Source organism: Pseudoxanthomonas sp. F11 (assembly GCF_037046485.1).
In the GTDB taxonomy this organism is placed as follows: Bacteria; Pseudomonadota; Gammaproteobacteria; order Xanthomonadales; family Xanthomonadaceae; genus Pseudoxanthomonas_A.
This window is the reverse complement of sequence record NZ_JBANLZ010000003.1, coordinates 72500-95474: the sequence shown is the minus strand read 5'-3', so window position 1 is coordinate 95474 and position 22975 is coordinate 72500. Positions and strand designations below refer to the sequence as shown.

The following is a 22975-nucleotide window of genomic DNA, read 5'->3' as shown; positions in this document are numbered from 1 at the left end:
TCCACATGATGTCCGCTACCGCTTTCGCACTGCCGCCGCGCGACGCCCGTGCCGATCGGCCCACCCCCGGCATCGCCCTGACCACCAACCTGGTGGGGCAGGACGCCCTGCTGCCCCCGGGCGCGCTGGCCCTGCTGGTCTCGCTGCATCGCGCGATCGAGCCCGCGCGCCAGGCCCGCCTGGCGGCGCGCCGTGAGCGCCAGGCCTTCTTCGACGCCGGTGGCCTGCCCGACTTCCGCGAGGACACGCGCGCCATCCGCGACGGCGACTGGACCGTGGCCCCGGTGCCGACGGCCCTGCAGGACCGCCGGGTGGAGATCACCGGACCGGTCGATCCGAAGATGGTCATCAACGCACTGAACTCCGGCGCGAAGGTGTTCATGGCCGATTTCGAAGATTCCACCTCGCCGACCTGGCACAACCTGCTGACCGGCCAGCGTGCGCTGATCGGCGCGGTGCAGGGCGACCTGGCGTTCACCGCCGAGAACGGCAAGCAGTACGCGCTGAAGCCGCAGGACGAGCAGGCGGTGCTGCTGGTGCGCCCGCGCGGCTGGCACCTGGACGAGAAGCACGTGTTGATCGATGGCGCGCCGATCGCCGGCGGGCTGTTCGACATCGCGGTGTTCGCCTGGCACAACGCCCGCGCGCTGCAGGCCCGCGACCGCGGCCCGTACTTCTACCTGCCCAAGCTGCAGAGCATGGAAGAGGCCGCGCTGTGGGAAACCGCGCTGTCGCACATCGAGTCGGCGCTGGGCCTGCCGCACGGGCAGATGAAGGTCACCGTGCTGATCGAGACGCTGCCGGCGGTGTTCGAGATGCACGAGATCCTGCACGCGCTGCGCGAGCGCATCGTGGGCCTGAACTGCGGCCGCTGGGATTACATCTTTTCCTACCTGAAGACCTTCCGTCGCCACGCCGACAAGGTGCTGCCCGAGCGTGGCCAGGTGACGATGACGCAGCCGTTCCTGAAAGCGTATTCGGAACTGCTGATCCAGACCTGCCACCGGCGCGGTGCGCACGCGATGGGCGGCATGGCCGCGCAGATCCCGATCAACAACGACGAAGCGGCCAACGAACAGGCACTGGCCCGCGTGCGCGCCGACAAGCTGCGTGAAGTCACCGCCGGCCACGATGGCACCTGGGTGGCGCATCCGGCGCTGATCCCGGTGGCGAAGGCGATCTTCGATGAGCATATGCCGCAGCCCAACCAGCGCGGGGTGCTGCGCGAGGACGTGACGGTTACCCGCGACGACCTGATCCGTCCGTCCACCGGCACCATCACCCGCGCCGGCTTCGAGGGCAACGTGGAGGTCTGCGTGCGCTACCTGGCCGCGTGGCTGGACGGCAACGGCTGCGTGCCGATCCACTGGCTGATGGAAGACGCGGCCACCGCCGAGATCTCGCGCACGCAGATCTGGCAATGGCTGCACGTCGCCGACGTGCACCTGTGCGACGGCACCCAGATCGACTACGCCCTGCTGCAGCGCACGCTGGCCGCGCTGCCCGCCAGGCTGGGCGACCACAGCCGGCTGCCGGGCGGGGAGCGCATCTCCGAGGCCATCGCCCTGCTCGACGCGCTGAGCCGCGCCGACGAGCTGGCCGACTTCCTGACCCTGCCCGCGTACGACCGCATCGATTGAAGGCCGGGATTCGGGAATGGGGAATCGGGATTCGTAGCGCCCACCCCATCACCTCCGCCCGCGCATCCGCACCGCACTGAAGCACCCCACATCACGGAGCATCGCCATGAGCACCAAGCAACAGCAGATCGACGCCATCCAGAAGGACTGGGACAGCAACCCGCGCTGGACCGGCATCAAGCGCGACTACGCCGCCGCGGATGTCGTCCGCCTGCGCGGCAGCCTGCAGCCGGAGTACACCCTGGCCCGCCGTGGCGCGGAGAAACTGTGGAAGCTCGTCAACGGCGAGGCGAAGAAGGGCTACGTCAACGCGTTCGGCGCGATCAGTGCCGGCCAGGCGATGCAGCAGGCCAAGGCCGGGCTGGAAGCGGTGTACCTGTCCGGCTGGCAGGTCGCCGCCGACGGCAACACCTCCGAGACCATGTACCCCGACCAGTCGCTGTACGCCTACGACTCGGTGCCGACGATGGTCCGCCGCATCAACAACACCTTCCAGCGCGCCGATGAGATCCAGTGGAAGGCGATCTGCGACGGCAAGGCGAACGAAGCCGACGCGATCGACTTCTTCCTGCCCATCGTCGCCGACGGCGAGGCCGGCTTTGGCGGCGTGCTGAACGCCTACGAGCTGATGAAGAACATGATCATCGCCGGCGCGGCGGGCGTGCACTTCGAAGACCAGCTGGCCGCGGTGAAGAAGTGCGGCCACATGGGCGGCAAGGTGCTGGTGCCCACCCAGGAAGCGGTGCAGAAGCTGCAGGCCGCGCGCCTGGCGGCCGACGTGCTGGGCGTGCCGACCATCGTGCTGGCCCGCACCGACGCCGAAGCCGCCAATCTGCTGACGTCCGACTTCGACGCCAACGATCAGCCCTTCGTCACCGGCCAGCGCACGGCGGAGGGCTTCTACCGGGTGAAGAACGGCCTGGAGCAGGCGATCAGCCGCGGTGTCGCCTATGCGCCGTACGCCGACCTGGTGTGGTGCGAGACCGGCACGCCGGACATCGGCTTCGCACGCGAGTTCGCCCAGGCAGTGCATGCCAAGCATCCGGGCAAGCTGCTGTCGTACAACTGCTCGCCCAGCTTCAACTGGAAGAAGAACCTGGACGATGCGCAGATCGCCCGTTTCCAGGACGAACTGTCGGCGCTGGGCTACAAGTACCAGTTCATCACCCTGGCCGGCATCCACATCAACTGGTTCAACACCTTCAAGTTCGCCCACGACTACGCGCGTGGCGAGGGCATGAAGCACTACGTCGAACAGGTGCAGGAGCCGGAATTCGCCGCACGCGAGAAGGGTTACACCTTCGTCTCGCACCAGCAGGAAGTGGGTGCGGGCTACTTCGACGACGTCACCACCGTCATCCAGGGCGGCAGCTCCAGCGTCACCGCGCTGAAGGGCTCGACCGAGGAAGAGCAGTTCTACGAAAAGGAAAAGGCGGCCTGAGTGCCGATCGCAGGGATGCGCATGAAGAAACGCCGGCGTTCGCCGGCGTTTCTCTTCTACGGCAGCGGAAGAGGGAACGGGTCTACTTCTTCACTTCCTGCGTATGCCCCTTCAGCGCCTCGGCCAGCCCGGGCACGCCGTCCGCACCGACCGGCACGCTGATGCTGGAGCCGGTGAAGTCCTTGCCGATCGGTTCGGCGCGACCGCCCAGGCACTGGGCCAGGAAGCCCTCGGTCACCGCGTTGAACGCCTTGTTGTTCTCCGGCCGGGCGAAGCCGTGGCCCTCGTCGGGGAACAGCACGTAGGTCACCGGGATGTTCTTGGCCTGCATCGCCTTCACGATCTGGTCGCTCTCGGCCTGCTTCACGCGGGGGTCGTTCGCACCCTGGCCGATCAGCAGCGGCTTCTTGATCTGGTCGGCACGGGTCAGTGGCGAACGTTCGGTCAGCCACTTCTTGCCCGCTTCGGTGCGTGGATCGCCCATGCGCTTGGCCAGCTGCTCGAAGAAGCTGGCCCAGTACGGCGGCACCGTGCTCAGCAGGGTGTTGAGGTTGGACGGGCCGACAATGTCCACGCCGCAGGCGAAGGCATCCGGCGTGAAGGTCAGGCCGGTCAGCGTGGCGTAGCCGCCGTAGCTGCCGCCCATGATCGCCACCTGGTCCTGGGTGGTGACGCCCTGCTTGACCGCCCACTGCACGGCATCGATCAGGTCGTCGTGCATCTTGCCGGCCCACTCGCCGTTGCCGGCGTTGGTGAAGTCCTTGCCGAAGCCGGTGGAGCCGCGGAAGTTGACCGACAGCACCGCATAGCCGCGGTTGGCCAGCCACTGGTTGTAACTGCCGTAGCCATAGGAATCGCGCGCCCATGGGCCGCCATGGACCAGCAGCACCAGCGGGACGGGCGTTTCGGCCTTGCCGTCGCTGTTCGCGTCGGCGCTGCGCGGCAGGGTCAGGTAGCTGACCAGCGTCTTGTTGTCGCGCGAGGCGATCTCCACCGGCCACTGCGGGACCAGCGGCTTGCCTTCCAGCTTCGGTCGCGCGGAAAAGAGCTTGGTGAGCGTGCCGGTGCCGCGGTCGTAGCGGTAGTAGACCAGCGGCGCTTCGGCCGCCGAGTACGCGACGATCCAGGTCTTGTCGTCCAGCGTGCGCGTATTGACGGAGACATCGCCGGGGCCGATCGCCTTCAGCTTCTCCAGATCGGCCCGGATCGCCGGGTCGACCACTTTCCACTCGTCGCGCAGGTAGTCCACGGACACGGCCTGCACCTTGCCCGTTGCCGGGTCGGCCAGCGTGCCGCCCACGTCGGCGCGGGCGTCCTCCATCACCAGCGTGCGCGCGCCGCTGGCCACGTCGATCGCGAACAGCGCCGCCGTGTTGCGGCCGCGCGAATCGGTGAAATACAGCGTCTTGCCGTCCAGCGTCAGCCCGCCGGGGCTGGTGGTCAGCACGTCTTCGAACGGGATGTCGTCGAACTTCTCCCATGCGCCGTCGGCGCCGCGCCTCAGCACATCGGCGCCACCGTCCGGGCGCGAGCGCTGCGCGTACTTGAGGGTGTAGTCGGCGTCGGCGATGTAGCCGGCGATCTGCGCGTCGTTCTTCTCCAGCAGCGTGCGGTTGCCGCTGGCCAGATCGACCTTGTAGATGTCGTGCCACTGTGCGTCGCGGTCGTTCATGCCGACCAGGATCGTGCCGGGGTGCTTGGGGCTGACCCCGACGACCTGCGCGGTGGTCTTCGGGAAGGGGGTCAGGTCCTTCGCCTGGCCGGTCTTCAGGTCCACGGCATACAGATGGAAGTCTTCGTCGCCGCCGCTGTCGCGCAGGTACAGCAGCGTGTCGGGCTGGTAGGACCAGAAGTAGCTGCGGATGCCGCGCGCCTTGTCCTGGGTGACGGCCCTGGCCTGCGCCGGGTTGTCGGCCGGGGCGACCCAGACGTTGAGCACGCCCTCGACGGCGGCGACCCAACTCAGGTACTTGCCGTCGGGGCTGATCTGCACGTTGGCGCGTTCGGGATTGCCGAACAGGGCGTCGCGCGCGATCAGTTCGGTACCGGCGATGCGGTCGGCGGCCGACGGCGCAGCCTGCGCGGCGAGGGCGAACGCGACAGTCGAGGCCAGCAGCGTGAGGCGGAATGCGGGGTGGCGCATGGGCGGACTCCAGGGTGGCGAAGTGGGAACAGCGGACAGGACGTCCGCCGGCACGAGGTGTGACCCGAGTAAAGCACACCGCATCGTCCGCCGCCGTGGCCGGAGGTCATGCTGCGTTGCCGCGATCCAGTCCCCGGTAGCCCAGGGCTTCGGTCACGTGCGCGGTGGCGATCGCCTCGCTGCCGGCCAGGTCGGCGATGGTACGCGCCACGCGCAGGATGCGGTGCAGGCTGCGTGCCGACAGCTGCAGGCGCTCGACGGCGCGTTCCAACAGCGCTTGGTCGCGCGCCTGGAGCCGGCAATGGAGCATCGTCTCCGACTGGCCCATCCGTGCATTGGGCTTGCCGCAGCGCGCCTGCTGGCGGGCCCGCGCGGCGACGACGCGGGCCTGGATGGCGGCCGTGCCTTCGCCGTCCGGCGCATCGGGCCGGAGTTCATGTGGCGGCAGTCGTGGCACGTGCACGTGCAGGTCGATGCGGTCCAGCAGGGGGCCGGACAGGCGGCTGCGATAGCGGCGCACCAGGTCGGGCCCGCAGCGGCAGCGACCGCTCGGATCGCCGGCCCATCCGCATGGGCACGGATTCATGGCGGCCACGAGTTGGAAGCGGGCCGGGAATTCCGCGGTCCGCGCGGCGCGCGAGACGGTGACCGTGCCGGATTCCAGCGGCTCGCGCAGCACTTCCAGCGCGGCGCGTGACCATTCCGGCAGTTCGTCCATGAACAGCACGCCGTTGTGCGCAAGGGAAATCTCGCCGGGCCGCGGCTGCGCGCCACCGCCCACCAGGGCCACCGCGCTGGCGGTGTGATGCGGGGCGCGGTACGGGCGCTGGCGCCAGCGGGCCGGGTCCAGCCCACGCCCGCTGACCGAGGCGATGGCGGCGCTCTCCATGGCCTCGGTGTCGCTGGCTTCGGGCAGCAGGCCGGGCAGGCGCGAGGCCAGCAGCGTCTTGCCGCAGCCGGGCGAGCCGATCAGCAGCATATAATAGCTGATTAAATGCTGCCTATGCCCAGCCATGGAGAGTCTCGTGCCGAAGGCTTACTCGTATACCCGGATGTCTACGCCTGACCAGATGAAGGGTGACTCGAGACGACGTCAGGACGACAGTGCCAGGCAATACGCTGAGGCAAACCAGCTGGAGATCGTTGAGCGCTTCGACGACTTCGGGGTCTCGGCATTCACGGGCAGGAACGCAGAGTTTGGTGCACTAAGCGAGTTCACGAGGCTCGTGGACGAGGGTGCGATTGAGCGAGGCAGCTATCTGCTGGTTGAGTCGATGGATCGATTGACTCGTCAGGCGGTTCCCCGCGCGATGAGTCTTTTGCTGGGTCTTACTAGCCGCGGAATTCGTGTAGTTACGATTGATGACAACAAGGTCTACTCTGACACCTCAAACGAGGAGGACACGTTCGCGCTGATGAGCGCCCTCCTCTCGATGTCGAGAGCGCACGAAGAGTCCAGACGTAAGTCTTCGATGCTAGCGGAAGTTTGGAAAAAGAAGCGAAAGGATGCGCGCAGCGGCGGGGTCGTTACGACTAGCAAGGTGCCTGGCTGGCTGCGAGTGAAGAACGGCGTTGTAGAAGTTATTCCGGAGCGCGCAAAGATCGTTCAAGAGATCTTTGATATGACGAAGAATGGATTCGGCGCCTACTCGATTGCACGGCGGCTTAATCAGCGAAAAGAACTCCCCTGGAGCACAAGAAAGAACGCTGTATGGAGAGAGTCGTACGTTAAGAAAATTCTCAACAGTCGAACTGTACTGGGCGAGTATCAGCCACACGTGATGACCAAAGTCTCAGGCAAGAGGGTTCGCTTGCCTGAGGGGGAACCGCTGAAAGACTACTACCCTCCAGTGGTTTCTCTAGCGGACTTTGTTGAGGCAGGTAGCGCCGTAGCTCTCCGCCGAGGCACAGGAAGAGGCAGGAAAGGCGCCACCTATGCGAACCTATTCACAGGAATTCTGAGGTGCAGCTGCGGAGCTGGCTACCTCTACATTAACAAAGGGTCACCACCGAAAGGTGGGAAGTACCTCCAGTGCTCAGTTTCGTTCTCGAAGGGAGCGTGTAGCGCCAAAGCAATACGCTATGACCTATTTGAATCGATCGTGCTGGAAGCCGTTGAAGACCTCGATGTGGGAGTTGTCTTTGGGGAAATTCGATTGGGAGACAAGATCAGGAGCATCAGGCAACGGAGAGCCGAGCTCATCGATTCGGTCGAAAGACTGAGAATCCAAGCCAACAATATCTTGGATGCGGTAAAGAATGGCGGCTCGGGAAGCCGAATTCTTGGTGCTGAGCTGAAAAGTACTGAGGACTCGATAGCTGTAGCGACTTCGAGAATTGAGGTGCTGGACGAAGAACTCATCGAACTGACGAGAATAGATCCGGAGCGAAGGCTAGAAGTCATCCGCAAGCTTCAGGCGCACTTGACCAATCCGAATGAGGATCGAGAGTCGGCGCGACGTGCAATTTCGGCGGAGCTTAGGCGTTTGCTAGTAAAGGTTGTAGTACACCCAGCCATGAGAGTGGCGTGGGAGATCGCGGACGGGGACACGAACTGGCGAGCTAACCTCGGCGTTGACTCAATGGCAGACCTAGAGAGACTCTGCCGCGACCTATGCTTCGACCTGACGCTAGTCTACCGGGGGGGTGATGTTGTCCACTACGACGCGATGGAAGGTGAGGTGTCACGAGTGAAGAAGGATGTGCGAATGAAGACTCTCGAGTTTCGTGCCGAATAGAGTGGTACAGAACCAGACGCTGGCAGCTGCAGGGGACCTTTCCGGCGACGTTGCTGGATTCCGTCATTTCGCTTCGCAGAGCGATCACTTCAATTCGTTTACAAGTTCAATCGCCACCGTCTCGAGACGAGCAGCGCCCACGCAAAAGCTATCAAGGCGACGCCGTCGCCTCGATGCGGTCAATAGAGCGGCTGTTCTCCACGGGAGCCCTCGGCAATCGGGTGGGGCTAGACCTGCGTATTCATCCAGTCGATGGCGTACGCATAGTCCGGCTTACTGCGACTCTTCAATATATAGCTGACCCAGCCGGCGTCGGATTCCGCTTCGAACGAGTTCTGGATGCGACTAGCCCAGTCAAGCTTGGTCCAATACTGCTCCATCTTCGAGGCAAAGTTTTCCGGGTCCATTCCGGGCGGGATCTCAATCTTCAGGTGGTAGTGAAGCCTAGGCATCCCGCTGCGTGATCTAGTGCTTCCCTCCCTGATGGCAATGACCTTGAGCCTCCGCCCCTTGATCTTGCGTTCGGCGAACCTCCCGAGCCTTTTCAAGAACTCCCGAATCGCCGCCTCAGCAATTTCCTCCGTCAACGGAAATCCGTTGAACGAAGGTCGAAAGGTCAGAGTGACGGCGGCGCCATTGAAGGGGTAGAGGGAGAAGTGCTCGTTGGCAGCATGCTGCAGCGCGTCGACAGCCCGCTGCTTGTAAGCACCATTCCACTTGGGGAGAGAAGAAGTCGTATCCGCGGCACGGGGAGCCGGCATGCCGCCGCTCTTCGTGCTGGGCTGATCCTCGCTAATCAGGGACCTGAGGCGGCGCCTGAGTTCAGGGTCCCGCAAAGCGGCGGGCAGGGGGTGATACCGATCTGAGATTCGCATGAGTGGCTCCATTGGGCTTGGTGAGCTCACCCTACGAACCCGTCACTCAATGTTTTGCCCACCAGGCTGGAGCCCGCCCCAAAGGCATGCAGTAGGTTATAATTACCAAACGGTCATTTGGGTTTTATAAGGTTGGGGCGGATGACGGCATTCATCGGGTACTACCGGGTGTCGACCCAAGCTCAAGGGCGCAGCGGTCTAGGACTTGAGGCGCAGCGCGATGCTGTCTGTCGGTACGTGAGCAGCGTAGGCGGCAAACTGCTTGCTGAGTTCCAGGAGGTGGAGTCTGGAAAAGGTTCTGACCGTCCACAGTTGAAGGCAGCCCTTCAACAATGCCGCGCCCAGAAGGCGATGTTAGTCATCGCGAAACTCGACCGCCTCGCTCGCAACGTTCATTTCATATCGCAGCTGCTCGAGTCAGGCATTGAGTTCATCGCGGCGGATATGCCTTCCGCAAACAAACTAACGATCCACATCATCGCCGCGATGGCAGAGTACGAGCGCGATGTGGTCTCTCAAAGGACGAAAGCCTCACTTGCAGCAGCGAGATCACGTGGGGTGCTTCTCGGCAATCCTAGAGCGGCTGAGGTCTCCGCACTAGGAGTGGCAAGCGCACAGGCGAGCGCCGACGAGTATGCGCTAGCGTTGAAACCTACCCTTGATTCCTTGCGCGCAAGCGGCATAACTTCCTACGCAAGGCTTGCGGCTGCACTTGAAGCCAGCAGGGTCAGAACTCAGCGTGGCGGTCGCTGGTCCGCCGCTGGCGTAAAGAACATTCTTTCGCGACTTGAGAAGCTCGGTAAAGGACGACTTCACCGAGATTAGCTCTAGAGCGAACCAGTCACGCGCTCCTGACATTGATCGAATTGGCTCAGCTCCATGTACTCTTCCGCGATTCTGCCGTATGCCGAGCGCAGACAGCCGACATCTGCGGAACATAGCTCCCGTTCTGCTATCCAAGCTTGTTGCTTTTCTTGAAGACTGCTCGGATCGGAGCCTGGCATCTCTTTCAAGCATCGGTACATTTCAGCGGTGTACACATCAACTCGCGCTAGAGTCGAATTTTCACAGATCGCGTGCTCTGCGTCCGTGCGCGCTAAACGGCAATCAAAACTCGGTGTCGAGGTCGGTTCAGCCGTCGACAACTCAGTCAACTCAGGCGGAGATGTGCTAGGAAGATGAGAAGTCTGAGAGTCCGTCCTCTCAGTCCGATCTAAGTCGACGGTACCGTTTTCCTGCTTTACAACCGTTTCGCGCAGTGAACCATAGGGGCGTATCCCGCTGAACTTTACGATGAAGTCGGGGCTCTCAACTGAGCCGCGCTCAGTCAAGCTAGACTCCCAGATCCCTCGTGCATCATCAGGATGCGGTAGGAAGGTTGCATCAAACGAAACAATGTCACCTTCTTTCATCTCGGCAAGAACCTCGAACAGGTGGCTGTTCGGTGTGATCAAGGTTGATTGATCAAGATCCGCTAGTGCTGTGCCGATAGTCGAGAACGAAATTTCGTGATCGTCGATGTCAGCTTCCACCGTAAGCGAAGCGAAGTCACCACCTTGGTCGGTGCTTATATCGGTGATCTTTCCAACCCAACCATCAATGCTGCGGTTGAAGCGCGCTCGCTGCTCATTGCATTCGTTGAAGGTTCGCGACTTCTGGATTTCGTTCGCGCCAGCTGAGTAGGCGTGCCTACACTCCTTGTTCAAAGAGAAGAATGCTCGCTGATCCTCAGGAAAGTCCAATGGTTCTTGCGACTGACCGCACCCCTGCAGTAAGCCCACTAGCATCAGAGCACCAAGCCCGATCCGGTTCCGCATCGTCCATCCCCCCTATTTAACTATACCCATAGGTAGTCTACTCCTGAATCTGTAGAGTCAAAAGGAGCGTTTCCATACGGTGGTCAGCATGACTGCCGCCACTCTCCTTTCGAAGCTGGGCAAAGCGATACGTAGCCGCCGCGAAGCCGCTGGGTACAGCCAAGAGGCTTTTGCAGACCACATCGGTATGCATAGGACGTACTACAGTGCAATCGAGCGGGGAGAGAAGAACCTTCAGCTCGACACTCTCCAGAAGGTATGCCGTGGACTCGGGCACAGGATCTGGGAAGTCATTCGTGATGCGGAAGACGGGGCAAAAAGCTAGCAGCGCTCACGCTTCCTTGGAGTTAGTCAAACAAAAGCCGGCGGGTGCCGGCTTCTGTTCCTAAGCTACTTCCAATTTCTTGCGTGATGAAGAAACTGGTTGGGGAGACATCACGGAAGTTATGCGCCGCCCAAGCCAGTGTGCAACAGCCGGTGTGACACTGTTTCCGACGGCGTGATATCGCAGCGACTCGAGCTTAGGCGTTTCATTGGCCATGCTCGTAGGCAGGGTCCAGCCTTCCGGGAACCCCTGCACTTTTTCCACTTCTGATGATGTAAGTCGGCGTACACGTCCGTCTGGATACCAAACGTAGTTGCGCGACCAGTCTGTGCCGGTATGTCTCGCTGACTCCGCATAGATGCAGTGAGCCATGGACTTGGTCAGGGGTCCTTTGACAGGATCTCCAACGATTTTCTGAAAGAGGGAGGTAGGTTCCTCTTCTGCTGATCCACTCGCCTGAGAATCCCAGTCGCTGCGTTCGGGCTCAAAAAGTATCTTGCCGGCACGTCCGACGTCTCCAAGCACTCCAACAACGAAGACTCGCCGACGTGATTGGGGGACTCCGAAATCTTTGCTGTTAAGCACACGCCATGCGAGACCATACCCGAGTTCATCCAGCGTCTTGAGTACGATGGCGAAGTCTCTTCCTCGGTGGCTAGTGAGAAGGCCATGGACGTTTTCGAGGACAACGACTTTTGGAAGCCGTTCTCCCAGAATTTCCGCAAAGCGATAGAAGAGTCCACTTTGGCTTCCGGTAAGCCCTGCGCGCGCGCCCATTCGTGCAAGGGAGAGGTCTTGGCACGGGAACCCGCCTGACCAGACGTCGGCTTTGGGGACTTCTTTCGGGTTGACATCATTAATATCCTCGGCGCAGGGGACGTGATCCCAATGCTTCTTAAGTATCGTGCGACAAAAGGTCTTCTTCTCGCACATGTAGACGCTCTTCATGCCTGCGAGCTCGAAGCCGAGATCAAAGCCACCAATGCCCGAAAAAAAAGACGCGTGGCGAAGCTGCTTGGCAGCCGGAGTTTTCCTGTCTGAGCGTGAGCTTCCGTCGGCCATTTCAACAGGTTCCTACTTCCATAAGAATCTTCACTGTGGTTTGCTCCTCATTCCAGACAAGGAGTGCATCCAGTGCTTAGCATCAGGTGGAGACCAAGCGGCGGACGGGGAGAGTATGAGTACATTGCGAAGAACCTCAATGTACTTGGTAAGCGTATCGACATTGTAGTTCCTGGCATCGAATCAATCATTGCTACAGACGTTAGCTTCCGCATCAAGGATGGCAAGCCTCGTCTGAGGAGAGAGAAGCCGAACGATCGGTCGCTGCTGAACGTGCCTCCGTTGGTCGCTGCGATTGCGGCATTGCCAACTCCGCGCAGAGAGGATCAAGAGGGGAAGGTATCGTTTCCGCTCTCCGACAAATCCTATGTCGTCGACGAGGTTCTCTTCGAAGTTGTCCATCAGGACGAAACTCGAATTGTTGCCAAGCCAGTTCTTCTGAAGCCAAGAAACTCCGATAGCTACATTGACATCGAAGCTAGAGTCGAGGACATGTTGGCGCATGCTGGACATCCGGCTGTAGATCGGTGGATTGGCTCGATCGGCGCGGGGGTCAACAGTGCGGAAGTTCTCGTAGAAGCTGCGACGCAGCTACATGAAGCTCTGCCGTATCTGGACAGTGAAACTGCACCCGAAACGTTCGATCCGGAATCTGCGGCGGCGGACTCGGCTGACCAGATCATCGAGGAATACGTTGGCACTGAAGGAAAGGTGAAGATTCGGATACACCGCCACAAGGAACGGGACGCAAAGCTAGTGAAGCTAGCCAAGAAGAAATTCAGGCTTACGTACGGAAAACTGTTTTGTGAGTGTTGCGGCATAGATTTTGAGGACACCTACGGTCCACTGGGTTCGGAGTTCATGGAGGCTCACCATCGAGTCCCCCTGAGCACCATCGAAGAGAATGTGGCTACTACAGTCGATGACCTAGCGATGCTCTGCGCAAACTGCCATCGGATGGTTCATCGGTTGAAGTCTTGCTCCATAGAGGACCTGCGGCAAATCCTGAAGGACAGGGGGCGGATATCGCACCAAGCGAACCTGGCGTTGATCGTCTTGGAATAACCGAGCGCATCCTAGACTTATGCCTTCGCAATTGCTGAGACGCGCCGCAGCTACAACATCTAGTGGCATACGTGGATCATAGCCCCTAATCCTTGGGCAGAGTAGCGGGGCTGCCGGGCGCCTCAAGCTATTGTAATCAGCTATCACATGAGCAGGTGGTGCCCGCCTGCGGCGGCGACTTCCAGCGCACGCCGCGCGTGCACCTGGCCGCGCACATCGGCCATGTCGGGCACGGTGGAGGGTAGCGGCGGTGGGGCGACGGCCGCGGGCAGCGCCTTGCGCCCTTCCAGCAGCGCGCAGACTTCCAGCAGGGTCCGGCCGGTGAACGCATGCCCCTGGTGCGCCAGGGCGGCCTCGGCGCCGCTGGGCTCGGGGACGACCAGGGTGCGCCCGCTGGCCGCCACCGCCAGCGCGGCCGGCAGCACGCCGTCGACCGCGCGCAGTTCGCCGGTCAGGCTGAGTTCGCCCAGGAACTCGTAGTCCGCAAGGCTCTCGCGCCGGATCTGTCCGCTGGCCGCCAGGATGCCCAGCGCGATGGGCAGGTCGAAGCGCCCGCCATCCTTCGGCAGGTCGGCCGGCGCCAGGTTGACGGTGATGCGGCGCGTGGGGAATTCGAACTGCGCGCACAGGATGGCGGCGCGCACGCGGTCGCGGGACTCCCGCACCGCGGCTTCCGGCAGGCCGACGATCTGCGTGGAGGGCAGGCCGCCGGACAGATGCACCTCCACGCGGACCGGGGGCGCGGACACGCCCGCCCGTGCCCGGCTGTTCACCAGGGCCAGACTCATGGCGGCGGGATCAGGGCTGCGCGGGCTTGTCGGCCAGCTGGGCTTCCAGCGTGGCCACGATGCGTTCGAGTGCTTCCAGCTTCTCGCGCGTGCGCAGCAGCACGGCCTGCTGCACGTCGAACTCCTCCCGCGTCACCAGGTCCAGTTTCGCCAGGCCCGCCTGCAGCGCGGACTTGAAGGTCTGCTGCAGTTCCTCCTGCGAGTCGCGCAGGCCGGGCGGCACCAGCTGGCTGAGGCGGCGGGCGAGGTCGTCGATGTGGTTGAGGTCGATCATGTCTGGTCTCCGGCAGTGCATCGAGCTTGCGAGGCGTGCAGGAGGGCGCGCCATCGGGGATCGCTGCGCAGCACTGTCGGAAAAGTCCGGGCGGCGAGGCGGCCATTGAACCGCGACAAGCCCCGTTGCCGCAACCGCGGTCCATCGCGGCGCGTTATCCTGCACCCCGCATTCACGGGAGGATCCTGCATGAAAATGGTCATGGCCATCATCAAGCCGTTCAAGCTGGACGACGTGCGCGAAGCGCTGGCCGAAGCCGGGATCGCCGGCATCACCGTCACCGAGGTGAAGGGCTTCGGCCGGCAGAAGGGCCACACCGAGCTCTACCGCGGCGCCGAGTACGTGGTGGATTTTCTGCCCAAGGTGAAGCTGGAAGTCGCCGTCACCGACGATCAGGCCGAGCAGGTGGTCGAGGCCATCGTGAAGGCCGCGGGTACCGGCAAGATCGGCGACGGCAAGGTGTTCGTCTACGACCTGGAGCGGGTGGTGCGCATCCGGACGGGCGAATTGGACGCGGACGCGTTGTAATGAAGTCCTTTGCGCTATGGTCAACGGGCGCATTGCTCGCCTGCATGGCCTTGGCAGCGATCGCCACGTCCGTCCGTCCGAAGCCACTCGACGAAATGGTGCATGAGGCCGATCTTGTCGTGGTGGCCACCATCGAAGCGGTCAGCATGGTGGACGGCAAAGGGCGTCCGATCACGGACCGGCGAGCACGCACGGGGCCTGGATCGGACAACCGGATGTGGCTGACGTTGCGCGTGCAGGAAGTGCTCTTCGACCGCACGGAAGCCGAGGCATCGTCGCTGCAGGTGCCGTTGTGGTCAATGTGGCACTACGAACTCGGCACGATGCAGGATGACCTCACCGGTACGGAAGGAATCTTCCTGCTCAAAGGTGGCGCACATGAGCCGGTCTACCCGGCGGGATTCCAGCGCGACACCCAGGAACGTCTCGAAATAGAAGAATTGCTTGGCCCGCGATTGGATGGCAGATAAAAAAAGCCCCGCGCTGCGGGGCTTTTTTACGGTCTAGCGAGCGCTATTACTCGCCCAGCGCCTTCGCAACGAACGGCGGCGCCACCAGCACTCCGGTGTGCAGGTGCGCCGTGTAGTACAGCGTGTCGAACGGCTTGGCGGCGGCATCCGCTTCGCGGAACGCAAAATCGAAGCCGGCCTGCTTGCTGGCGAGAGTCACGCTCCACCAGCCGGTGGGGTAGCACGGCTGCGGAAACGGCAGCGTCTTGAACGACTGGAAGCCGGCCTTGCCCATCTCGGCGCGCATGTCCTTGATCAGGTCCAGTAGCGCCAGCGGCGATTCGGACTGCTGCACCAGCAGGCCGTCGGGCTTGAGCGCGCGATAGCAGCTCTCGAAGAATGCCTTGTTGAACAGGCCTTCCGCCGGACCCACCGGATCGGTGGAGTCGACGATGACCACGTCCACGCTGCCGGGCTCGCAGTTGGCCATGTAGGCCACGCCATCGTCGAACAACAGTTCGGCGCGCGGGTCGCTGTTCGACTCGCACAGCTCGGGGAAGTACTTCTCCGCCATGCGCGTGACCTGCTCGTCGATGTCGCACTGCGTGGCCTTCTCCACGCCAGGATGCTTCAGCACCTCGCGCAGCGTGCCGCAGTCGCCGCCACCGATGATCACCACGCGCTTGGGCGCCGGATGGGTGAACAGCACCGGATGGCTGATCATCTCGTGGTAGAAGAAGTTGTCGCGCGTGGTCAGCATCATCGCGCCATCGATCACCATCAGCTTGCCCCAGTCGGTGCTGTCGTAGATCTCGATCTTCTGGAACGGCGACTGCACCTCGTCCAGCTTGCCGGTCGTACGGAAACCGATGGCGGAGCCGGTGTGCGAGAAGTGTTCGATGAACCAGGTGTCGTTGGCGGTCATGGGGCTGTCCTGCATGAAGGGAATGGCAACGGCGATGGGGTCTGCCGCTGCGGCGGCGCATTGTAACGGACCCATGTGACCGCAGCCTGTAGAATGCGCGTCCGCTCGCCTGCCTTGGAAAACCGCCATGTCCTGGTCCACCGACCACGCCCGCAAGACCTACTCCGTCCCGCACTGGGCCGAAGGGTATTTCGACGTGGACGCCGCCGGCCGTATCGTGGTGTCGCCCAAGGGCGCGCAGGGCCCGGTGATCCCGCTGCCGGAGGTGGTGGACGCCGCGCGCGCGCAGGGCGCCCAACTGCCGCTGCTGGTGCGCTTCCCGGACATCCTGGGCGATCGCCTGGGCAAACTGCAGGCCGCGTTCGCGCAGGCGCAGGCCGACTGGGACTACAGGGGCGGCTACACGGCGGTCTATCCCATCAAGGTGAACCAGCATCGCGGCGTCGCCGGCACGCTGGCTTCGCATGCGGGCGAGGGCTTCGGTCTGGAGGCCGGCAGCAAGCCCGAGCTGATGGCCGTGCTGGCGCTGTCGCGCCCGGGCGGGCTGATCGTCTGCAACGGTTACAAGGACCGCGAGTACATCCGCCTGGCGCTGATCGGCCGCAAGCTGGGCCTGCAGACCTTCATCGTCATCGAGAAGCCGTCCGAGCTGGCGCTGGTCATCGAGGAGTCGCGCGCGCTGGGCGTCAAGCCCGGCCTCGGCGTGCGCATGCGCCTGGCGACGCTGGGCGCGGGCAAATGGCAGAACAGCGGTGGCGACAAGGCCAAGTTCGGCCTGTCCCCACGCCAGGTGCTGGACCTGTGGAAGCAGCTGCGCGACGTGGGCCTGCAGGACACGCTGAACCTGCTGCATTTCCACATGGGCTCGCAGATCAGCAACGTGCGCGACATCGCCAACGGCATGCGCGAGGCGACGCGCTATTTCATCGAGCTGTCGAAGCTGGGCGCCAGCATCAGCCATGTCGACGTTGGCGGCGGTCTGGGCATCGATTATGAAGGCACGCGTTCGCGCAGCTACTGCTCGATCAACTACGGCATCGGGCAGTACGCCAGCAACATCGTGCAGCCGCTGGCGGAGGCCTGCGAGCAGCACGGCCTGGCGCCGCCGCGCATCGTCACCGAGTGCGGTCGCGCGATGACGGCGCACCACGCCGTGCTGGTGGTCAACGTGTCGGAAGTGGAGCAGGCGCCGGAAGGCCGCGTGCCGCCCGCGCACGACGACGAGCCGGCGGTGATCCGCCACCTGCGCGAGATCCACGGCGAGCTCGACACGCGCCCGGCCGTCGAACTGTTCCACGAAGCACAGCATCACCACAGCGAAGGACTGTCTTTGTATGCGCTGGGCCAGATCGACCTGGTCCACCGTGCGCGCATCGACGACCTGTTCTACGCCATCGCGCATGCCGTGCGTGCGCGCCTGAGCAGCGACGAGCGTAGCCACCGCGACCTGCTCGACGAACTCAACGAACGGCTGGTCGACAAGTATTTCGTCAACTTCAGCGTGTTCGAGTCGATTCCCGACGTGTGGGCCATCGACCAGGTGTTCCCGATCGTGCCGATCGAGCGCCTGGACGAAGCGCCGGCGCGTCGCGGCATCATCGCCGACATGACCTGCGACTCGGACGGCATGGTGAAGACCTATGTCGAGAACGAGGGCCTGGATTCCTCGCTGCCGCTGCATGCCATGAAGCCCGGCGAAAGCTATCGCCTCGGGATCTTCCTGGTGGGCGCCTACCAGGAAATCCTCGGCGACATCCACAACCTGTTCGGCGACACCGACGCGGTGGAAGTCAGCGCCGACGCCGGCAGCGGCTACCTGATCACCCAGCAGCGCCGCGGCGACACCACCGACGTGATGCTCGACTATGTGGGCTACCGGCTGGACGACCTGCGCACGGTGTATCGCACCCGGGTGGAAGAAGCGAACCTCTCGGCCGAGGAATCTGCGGCGCTGTCCGAGGCGCTGGAAGCCGGCCTCACTGGGTACACCTACCTGTCGGACGAGCCGCTGGGCTGAGGCCGGTCACCCGGCCACAGGCATGCTGCAGCAGGCCAATGCGGCCTGCCGCAGCGCGACCATCAGCCTGAGCAAGCAGGTACGGGCATACGTCAGCCACGGGTACGTCCTCTGCGGTTCGGCTTGTTCATGACGACGTCTTCGACGCCTCTTGCCTGAGCAGCGCCAATTGCAGTTCCACGCGCTTGAGCTCACGCAGCATGCGGTTGGCTTCCATGTGGCTGCCCAGGAACGACTTCATGATCATCGTGAACTGGAACAGCACGATCGCCAGCACGCCCCATTGCACGGCGACCAGCGCTTCGGTGGCATGCCAGCTCCGCCATAGCGAAACACCGAAGCCCGCGAAGGCGGCGATGCCGCACAGATAGGCCACCCACACCACCCAGCCCAGCGAGCCGTGGAACAGCCCGAACGCCTGGGAGAAATAGCCGGGTTCGCCATGCCGCGCCAACAGGTCGCGATCCTCGGCCGAGAGGGTCTGCTTGATCAGGTCATCAGTCTTGTTCATCGGTGCTTCCTTCCAGTCGTGCGCGGATCTTGCGCCGCGCATGCATCAGCCGGGTCTTGACCGTTCCCGGGGGCACGTCGAGCGCGACGGCGATCTCCGCCACACTCAGGTCTTCCAGATAGAACAGCGACAGCGCCGCGCGCTGGGGCGCGGGCAGGGCCCGCATTTCCGCCCTGACGATGGCCAGCTCCGACGCGCGTTCGCCCGCCGCGTCCTGTTCGCCTGGCATCACGGCATCGAGGTCAGCCTCGACGAAGCAAGCGCGCTCGAACTGCCGTCCGCGGATCGCACGTGCGCAGCGACGGGTGACGATGCGGAAGGCCCAGGCCGGAAACGCCGCTACGTCGTCCAGCCGGCGGAGTCCGCGCAGGATCTCGACCCAGGCTTCCTGGACCATGTCGCGCGCAAGGTCGGGATGACCCGTCAGCCGCCATGCGTGCCGAAGCAGGCGCGGCTGCCAGCGCGCGACCAGACGCTCCCACGCGGGGCGATCGCCCGTGCGGGCCGCCGCTGCGAGGTACTCGTCCAGTATCCGTTCCGTGTCCCGCTGCACGCGTCTGTCCCCGTCTCCGTCTGTCGGGAATCAAGGTGCCGGATTCGAGGAAAACGGTTCAATCCGGCAGGGAGACATTGCAGCGCGACCGGCGCCGACGTCCGCCCTAGACGTCCCGATGCACCTGGAATCCCGCGAACGACTGCGTCACCGGCATGATCTCCAGCCGGTTGATGTTGAGGTGCGGTGGCAGGGTGGCGACGTAGAAGATCTGTTCGGCGATGTCGTCGGCGGTCATCGGCTGCGCGCCTGCGTAGAGCTTGTCGGACGCCGCCTGGTCGCCGTGCGTGCGCACCAGGGTGAACTCGGTTTCGGCCATGCCGGGTTCGATGTCGGTCACCCGTACGCCGGTGCCGTGCAGGTCGCTGCGCAGGCCCAGCGAGAACTGGCGGACGAACGCCTTGGTGCCGCCATACGTGTTGCCGCCCGGATACGGGTAGCTGCCGGCGATCGAGCCGATGTTGACGATGGCGCCCTTGCGCTCCACCAGCAGCGGCAGCAGCCGGCGGGTGACGGTGACCAGCGCCAGCACGTTGGTTTCGATCATCGTGCGCCAATCGTCCAGCGAAGCCTGCTGCGCAGGTGCCGTGCCCAGCGCCAGTCCGGCGTTGTTGACCAGCAGGTCGATGTCGCGGAAGGCCGCGGGCAATGCGTCGAGGGCGGCGTCCAGGGCCGTTTCGTCGCGGATGTCGAATGCAGCGGCGTGCACCTTGTCCGCCCCGAGCGCGTTCACCAGTGCCTGCAGGCGATCGGCGCGGCGTCCGGTGGCGATGACACGCCAGCCGGCGGCCACGAAGCGGCGGACGGCAGCGGCACCGAAGCCTGACGTGGCGCCGGTGATGAGGGCGGTGCGGGTCATGGGCGATCCTGCGGAAACGGGGAAGGGGCGGGCCAGGCGGTCGCGCGCAGCGTGCGCTGCGCCTGCCACTGGGCACCCAGATGGGTCCCCAGCGCCGCCGCGGCGAGCGACAACACGGCGCTGGTGGCATTCATGCGGAAGATGGCCAGGAGCGGGCGCCCGCCATCGGCGGCTGGCAGCGCGATGTTCGCCAACAGCACGAACGTGGCGATCCACAGGGCGAACGTCAGCCCCAGCGCCACCACCAGGAACCGCCGCCCGGCGATAACCCCGCCGAGCGCCATGCAGGCGGCGGTGACCAGATAGCTGATCGGCGCGAGGTAGCCCAGCGGCGTGGGCACCATCTGTTGCCAGGCGGGCGGCAGGAACCGCGACGCAATCCAGGACGCGGCCAGCAGGGCGACGAGCACCAGCGCCGTGGCAAGCGCCATGCGCTGCCAGGGGCGAAGGCGGCTCACTGCGCCTTCACCGCCATGGCCGGCAGGCCACCGCTGGCGAGCTTCTGCTTGGCTTCGGCCAGTTCGCTGGCGGTGCCGTAAGGCCCCATGCGGACGCGGTAGACGGTCTTGCCGTTGATCTGCGCCGATTCCACGCGTGCGCTCAGGCCCAGCATGGCGATCTTGGCCTTGGTGGCTTCGGCGTCGCCGGATGCCCCGAAGGCGCCGGCCTGCAGGATGTAGCGGGCGCCGCTGTCGGCACTGGCCACCATGGCGGCGGGCTTGGGTGCCGGCGCCGTGTCGGGTACGCGCGGCGTTTCTACGGTCGCGCGGGGCGTCGGCGTCTCGTTGATCGGTGCCGGCTGTGTCGTGTCGTTGCCGGCAGGCGTCGGCACGACGGTCGTCGACTGGCCGCTCAGCGCGGCACGTGCCTTGCGGGCTTCTTCCTCGCGCGCGCTGGCGGCGAGTTCGGCATCGGACATCTGCACTTCCTTGCCGGGCAGCAGGGTGTAGAAGTCGTACTGTGTCTCCTTGGCGCCGGTTTCGTCGGGCATTGCGGCGGTGGCCGGCGCATCGCTGGCGGGCGCGTCGGGCACCACCGCTTCCACATCGGCGCTGTCGATCGGCGCGGGCTGCGCGTCCGGGTTGGGCTGTGGGCGGAAGAAGCTGTCGCCATCCTTCTTGCCCAGGCCCGGCACGATGAAATACACCGCCAGGCCGATCAGCAGGCCCAGTACCAGCCACACCCAGGCGGGCGTGGCGTGACCGGAATTGCGGGTGGCCTGGTTCTTGCCGCGTCTTGCTGCCATGTACTGCTTCTCCACTTACATCTTCTCGGGCGCACTGACGCCCAACAGATCCAATCCATTGGCCAGCGCCTGGCGGACCGCCAGGGCCAGCGCCATGCGCGCATCGCGCGCGGCCGCATCGTCGATCAGCACCGGCGTGGCGGCGTACCACGTGTGGAAAGCATAGGCCAACTCGCGCAGGTATTGCGCCACCAGATGCGGCTCCAGCGCGTCGCCGGCGGCCTCCACCACTTCCGGATAGCGCGACAGTTCCACCATCAGCTGCAGCGAGGTGTCGTCGTCCAGCCGCGCCAGGTTGGCCAGGCCGTTGGCCTGGTCGTAGGCGTAACCCTTCTCGCCGGCCTGCCGAAGCAGACTGCAGACGCGGGCGTGCGCGTACTGCACGTAGAACACCGGGTTGTCGTTGCTCTGCTGGCGGGCCAGGTCGATGTCGAACGTCAGCTGCGAATCGGGCTTGCGTGCGATCAGGAACCAGCGCGTCGCGTCGGCGCTGGTCTCTTCGATCAGGTCGCGCAGGGTGAAGTAGCTGCCGGCGCGCTTGGACAGCTTCACTTCCTCACCACCGCGCATCACCGTGACCATCTGGTGCAGCACGTATTCGGGATAACCGACCGGAATACCCTCGCCCAGCGCCTGCAGGCCGGCCTTCACGCGAGTGAGTGAGCCGTGGTGGTCGGCGCCCAGCTCAGTAATCGCGCGCTCGTAGCCACGCTGCCACTTGCTGAGGTGGTAGGCCACATCCGGTACGAAGTAGGTGTAGGTGCCGTCGGACTTGCGCATCACGCGGTCCTTGTCGTCGCCGAAGTCGGTGGACTTCAGCCACAGCGCGCCGCCTTCCTCGTAGGTATGGCCGGAAGCGATCAGCTTGCGCACCGTTTCCTCGACCTTGTGGTCGGCGTACAGCGAGCTTTCCAGGAAATAGCGGTCGAACGACACGCCGAACGCGGCCAGGTCCAGGTTCTGCTCCCGCCGCAGATAGGCCACGGCGAAACGGCGGATGGCGTCCAGGTCCTGCGGATCCTTCGCGCCGGTGACCACGTGGCCTTCGACCTCGACCGAGTCGCCGTTGAGGTAAGCCTGCGCCACGTCGGCGATGTAGTCGCCGCGGTAACCGTCTTCCGGCCAGCCCTCGCTGTCCGGTGTCAGGCCCAGGGCGCGGGCCTGGGTGGACTTGGCCAGGTTGTCGATCTGCACGCCGGCGTCGTTGTAGTAGAACTCGCGCTGGGCGTTCCAGCCGTTGGCTGCCAGCACGCGGGCGATGCAGTCGCCGATCGCCCCGGCGCGGCCATGGCCCACGTGCAGCGGGCCGGTCGGGTTGGCGGAGACGTATTCCACGCCCACCGTACGCCCGGCGCCGCCTTCGTTGCGGCCGTAGGCGGTGCCCTGCGCCAGCGCGGTGGCCACTTCGCGCTGGTAGGCGCCGGGGCTGAGGTGGAAGTTGATGAAGCCGGGGCCGGCGATCTCCACCTTGGCCACTTCCTCGCTCGCCGGCAGTGCGGCGACCAGCGCGGTGGCGACGGCGCGCGGATTGCTGCGCGCGGCCTTGGCCAGCTGCATGGCGGCATTGGTGGCGAAGTCGCCGTGTTCGCGGGTCTTGGGGCGCTCGACCACGAAATCCGGTGTGGTGGTGTCGGCCGGCAGGGTGCCGGCGGAGCGCAGGGCATCGATGCCCTGGGCGATCAAGGCGCGGAGGGAAGCTTTCACGGGAGACCGTCGTGT

Annotated in this window: 21 protein-coding genes and 2 pseudogenes; 9 read left to right on the top strand and 14 right to left on the bottom strand. The window is 64.2% G+C overall.

Translation table 11 applies throughout. The features are described 5' to 3' along the window. The first annotated feature begins 8 nt into the window (after positions 1-8). Both aceB and aceA read left to right on the top strand, forming a co-directional pair. Positions 9-1640 (top strand): malate synthase A, encoded by a 1632-nt coding sequence (gene aceB, locus V8246_RS10960; protein ID WP_336189505.1) that lies wholly within the window; start codon positions 9-11, stop codon positions 1638-1640. A gap of 106 nt (positions 1641-1746) precedes the next feature. Next, on the top strand, positions 1747-3081 hold the full coding sequence (gene aceA, locus V8246_RS10955) for an isocitrate lyase (protein ID WP_185894896.1): 1335 nt from the start codon (positions 1747-1749) through the stop codon (positions 3079-3081). Positions 3082-3163: 82 nt separating this feature from the next. Here aceA and V8246_RS10950 read toward each other — a convergent pair whose 3' ends face one another. Continuing rightward, a complete protein-coding gene (locus tag V8246_RS10950; RefSeq protein ID WP_336189169.1) occupies positions 3164-5224 on the bottom strand; it encodes a S9 family peptidase in 2061 nt (686 codons plus the stop codon). 106 nt (positions 5225-5330) lie between these two features. After that, positions 5331-6209: pseudogene (locus V8246_RS10945) on the bottom strand (YifB family Mg chelatase-like AAA ATPase); the annotation flags it as partial. A 40-nt stretch (positions 6210-6249) separates the two neighbouring features. Here V8246_RS10945 and V8246_RS10940 point away from each other — a divergent pair. Beyond that, positions 6250-7962, top strand: coding sequence for a recombinase family protein (locus V8246_RS10940; protein WP_336189168.1), 1713 nt, complete (start codon positions 6250-6252; stop codon positions 7960-7962). A 227-nt stretch (positions 7963-8189) separates the two neighbouring features. Here the strand turns inward: V8246_RS10940 and V8246_RS10935 are convergent, their stop codons facing one another. Continuing rightward, a complete protein-coding gene (locus V8246_RS10935; protein WP_336189167.1) occupies positions 8190-8723 on the bottom strand; it encodes a hypothetical protein in 534 nt (177 codons plus the stop codon). Positions 8724-8978: 255 nt separating this feature from the next. On the opposite strand from V8246_RS10935, the gene V8246_RS10930 reads away from it, so the two are divergent. After that, a complete protein-coding gene (locus V8246_RS10930) occupies positions 8979-9662 on the top strand; it encodes a recombinase family protein (protein WP_336189166.1) in 684 nt (227 codons plus the stop codon). A 2-nt stretch (positions 9663-9664) separates the two neighbouring features. Here the strand turns inward: V8246_RS10930 and V8246_RS10925 are convergent, their stop codons facing one another. Further along, positions 9665-10654, bottom strand: a complete 990-nt coding sequence (locus V8246_RS10925; protein WP_336189165.1) for a hypothetical protein — start codon at positions 10652-10654, stop codon at positions 9665-9667. An 88-nt stretch (positions 10655-10742) separates the two neighbouring features. Between V8246_RS10925 and V8246_RS10920 the strand changes: the two genes are divergently transcribed. Then, entirely contained in the window at positions 10743-10979 is a 237-nt protein-coding gene (locus tag V8246_RS10920) for a helix-turn-helix transcriptional regulator (RefSeq protein WP_336189164.1), read from the top strand. A gap of 60 nt (positions 10980-11039) precedes the next feature. Here V8246_RS10920 and dcm read toward each other — a convergent pair whose 3' ends face one another. After that, positions 11040-12041 (bottom strand): DNA (cytosine-5-)-methyltransferase, encoded by a 1002-nt coding sequence (dcm, locus tag V8246_RS10915; protein WP_336189163.1) that lies wholly within the window; start codon positions 12039-12041, stop codon positions 11040-11042. 72 nt (positions 12042-12113) lie between these two features. Between dcm and V8246_RS10910 the strand changes: the two genes are divergently transcribed. Next, positions 12114-13106 carry an HNH endonuclease gene (locus V8246_RS10910; RefSeq protein ID WP_336189162.1) on the top strand — a complete coding sequence of 331 codons (993 nt, stop codon included), beginning with the start codon at positions 12114-12116 and terminating at the stop codon, positions 13104-13106. 146 nt (positions 13107-13252) lie between these two features. On the opposite strand, the pseudogene V8246_RS10905 reads toward V8246_RS10910, so the two are convergent. Together V8246_RS10905 and V8246_RS10900 are read right to left on the bottom strand one after the other, a co-directional pair. Then, positions 13253-13894 (bottom strand): annotated as a pseudogene (locus V8246_RS10905) (magnesium chelatase domain-containing protein); the annotation flags it as partial. A 10-nt stretch (positions 13895-13904) separates the two neighbouring features. Continuing rightward, complete coding sequence (locus V8246_RS10900; protein WP_336189161.1) at positions 13905-14168, bottom strand: accessory factor UbiK family protein; 264 nt, start codon at positions 14166-14168, stop codon at positions 13905-13907. Positions 14169-14357: 189 nt separating this feature from the next. Here V8246_RS10900 and V8246_RS10895 point away from each other — a divergent pair, with 189 nt between their 5' ends. Continuing rightward, the gene (locus V8246_RS10895) at positions 14358-14696 is read left to right on the top strand and encodes a P-II family nitrogen regulator (RefSeq protein ID WP_093294821.1); all 339 of its coding nucleotides are present in this window, start codon (positions 14358-14360) and stop codon (positions 14694-14696) included. Continuing rightward, the gene (locus V8246_RS10890) at positions 14696-15166 is read left to right on the top strand and encodes a hypothetical protein (RefSeq protein ID WP_336189159.1); all 471 of its coding nucleotides are present in this window, start codon (positions 14696-14698) and stop codon (positions 15164-15166) included. Before V8246_RS10895 ends, V8246_RS10890 begins: the two co-directional genes overlap by 1 nt. A 46-nt stretch (positions 15167-15212) precedes the next feature. On the opposite strand, the gene speE is transcribed toward V8246_RS10890, so the two are convergent. Next, a complete protein-coding gene (speE, locus tag V8246_RS10885) occupies positions 15213-16070 on the bottom strand; it encodes a polyamine aminopropyltransferase (RefSeq protein WP_336189158.1) in 858 nt (285 codons plus the stop codon). Between the two features lie 127 nt (positions 16071-16197). On the opposite strand from speE, the gene speA reads away from it, so the two are divergent. Then, positions 16198-18087, top strand: a complete 1890-nt coding sequence (speA, locus tag V8246_RS10880; protein ID WP_336189157.1) for an arginine decarboxylase — start codon at positions 16198-16200, stop codon at positions 18085-18087. Positions 18088-18214: 127 nt separating this feature from the next. Here the strand turns inward: speA and V8246_RS10875 are convergent, their stop codons facing one another. The 6 genes from V8246_RS10875 to argS form a co-directional block, all read right to left on the bottom strand. Continuing rightward, positions 18215-18598: a DUF6768 family protein gene (locus tag V8246_RS10875; RefSeq protein WP_336189156.1), complete on the bottom strand. Its 384-nt coding sequence runs from the start codon at positions 18596-18598 to the stop codon at positions 18215-18217. Next, positions 18585-19151 (bottom strand): sigma-70 family RNA polymerase sigma factor, encoded by a 567-nt coding sequence (locus tag V8246_RS10870; protein WP_336189155.1) that lies wholly within the window; start codon positions 19149-19151, stop codon positions 18585-18587. The genes V8246_RS10875 and V8246_RS10870 overlap by 14 nt, the downstream gene beginning before the upstream one ends. Positions 19152-19257: 106 nt before the next feature. Further along, complete coding sequence (locus V8246_RS10865; RefSeq protein WP_336189154.1) at positions 19258-20010, bottom strand: SDR family NAD(P)-dependent oxidoreductase; 753 nt, start codon at positions 20008-20010, stop codon at positions 19258-19260. After that, entirely contained in the window at positions 20007-20468 is a 462-nt protein-coding gene (locus V8246_RS10860) for a hypothetical protein (protein WP_336189153.1), read from the bottom strand. Before V8246_RS10860 ends, V8246_RS10865 begins: the two co-directional genes overlap by 4 nt. After that, positions 20465-21256 carry an SPOR domain-containing protein gene (locus V8246_RS10855; protein ID WP_336189152.1) on the bottom strand — a complete coding sequence of 264 codons (792 nt, stop codon included), beginning with the start codon at positions 21254-21256 and terminating at the stop codon, positions 20465-20467. Before V8246_RS10855 ends, V8246_RS10860 begins: the two co-directional genes overlap by 4 nt. A 15-nt stretch (positions 21257-21271) precedes the next feature. Beyond that, positions 21272-22960 carry an arginine--tRNA ligase gene (gene argS / locus V8246_RS10850; RefSeq protein WP_336189151.1) on the bottom strand — a complete coding sequence of 563 codons (1689 nt, stop codon included), beginning with the start codon at positions 22958-22960 and terminating at the stop codon, positions 21272-21274. Positions 22961-22975: the final 15 nt, after the last annotated feature.

Excerpts from the sequence above, each read along its gene's own strand:
- V8246_RS10900 (WP_336189161.1), bottom strand. The coding sequence starts at position 14,168 with ATGATCGACCTCAACCACATCGACGACCTCGCCCGCCGCCTCAGCCAG.
- speE (WP_336189158.1), bottom strand. The coding sequence starts at position 16,070 with ATGACCGCCAACGACACCTGGTTCATCGAACACTTCTCGCACACCGGC.
- V8246_RS10875 (WP_336189156.1), bottom strand. The coding sequence starts at position 18,598 with ATGAACAAGACTGATGACCTGATCAAGCAGACCCTCTCGGCCGAGGAT.
- dcm (WP_336189163.1), bottom strand. The coding sequence starts at position 12,041 with ATGGCCGACGGAAGCTCACGCTCAGACAGGAAAACTCCGGCTGCCAAG.
- V8246_RS10925 (WP_336189165.1), bottom strand. The coding sequence starts at position 10,654 with ATGCGGAACCGGATCGGGCTTGGTGCTCTGATGCTAGTGGGCTTACTG.
- aceA (WP_185894896.1), top strand. The coding sequence starts at position 1,747 with ATGAGCACCAAGCAACAGCAGATCGACGCCATCCAGAAGGACTGGGAC.
- V8246_RS10935 (WP_336189167.1), bottom strand. The coding sequence starts at position 8,723 with ATGCCGGCTCCCCGTGCCGCGGATACGACTTCTTCTCTCCCCAAGTGG.
- V8246_RS10865 (WP_336189154.1), bottom strand. The coding sequence starts at position 20,010 with ATGACCCGCACCGCCCTCATCACCGGCGCCACGTCAGGCTTCGGTGCC.
- V8246_RS10950 (WP_336189169.1), bottom strand. The coding sequence starts at position 5,224 with ATGCGCCACCCCGCATTCCGCCTCACGCTGCTGGCCTCGACTGTCGCG.
- speA (WP_336189157.1), top strand. The coding sequence starts at position 16,198 with ATGTCCTGGTCCACCGACCACGCCCGCAAGACCTACTCCGTCCCGCAC.
- V8246_RS10920 (WP_336189164.1), top strand. The coding sequence starts at position 10,743 with ATGACTGCCGCCACTCTCCTTTCGAAGCTGGGCAAAGCGATACGTAGC.
- V8246_RS10890 (WP_336189159.1), top strand. The coding sequence starts at position 14,696 with ATGAAGTCCTTTGCGCTATGGTCAACGGGCGCATTGCTCGCCTGCATG.
- V8246_RS10930 (WP_336189166.1), top strand. The coding sequence starts at position 8,979 with ATGACGGCATTCATCGGGTACTACCGGGTGTCGACCCAAGCTCAAGGG.
- aceB (WP_336189505.1), top strand. The coding sequence starts at position 9 with ATGTCCGCTACCGCTTTCGCACTGCCGCCGCGCGACGCCCGTGCCGAT.
- V8246_RS10895 (WP_093294821.1), top strand. The coding sequence starts at position 14,358 with ATGAAAATGGTCATGGCCATCATCAAGCCGTTCAAGCTGGACGACGTG.
- V8246_RS10855 (WP_336189152.1), bottom strand. The coding sequence starts at position 21,256 with ATGGCAGCAAGACGCGGCAAGAACCAGGCCACCCGCAATTCCGGTCAC.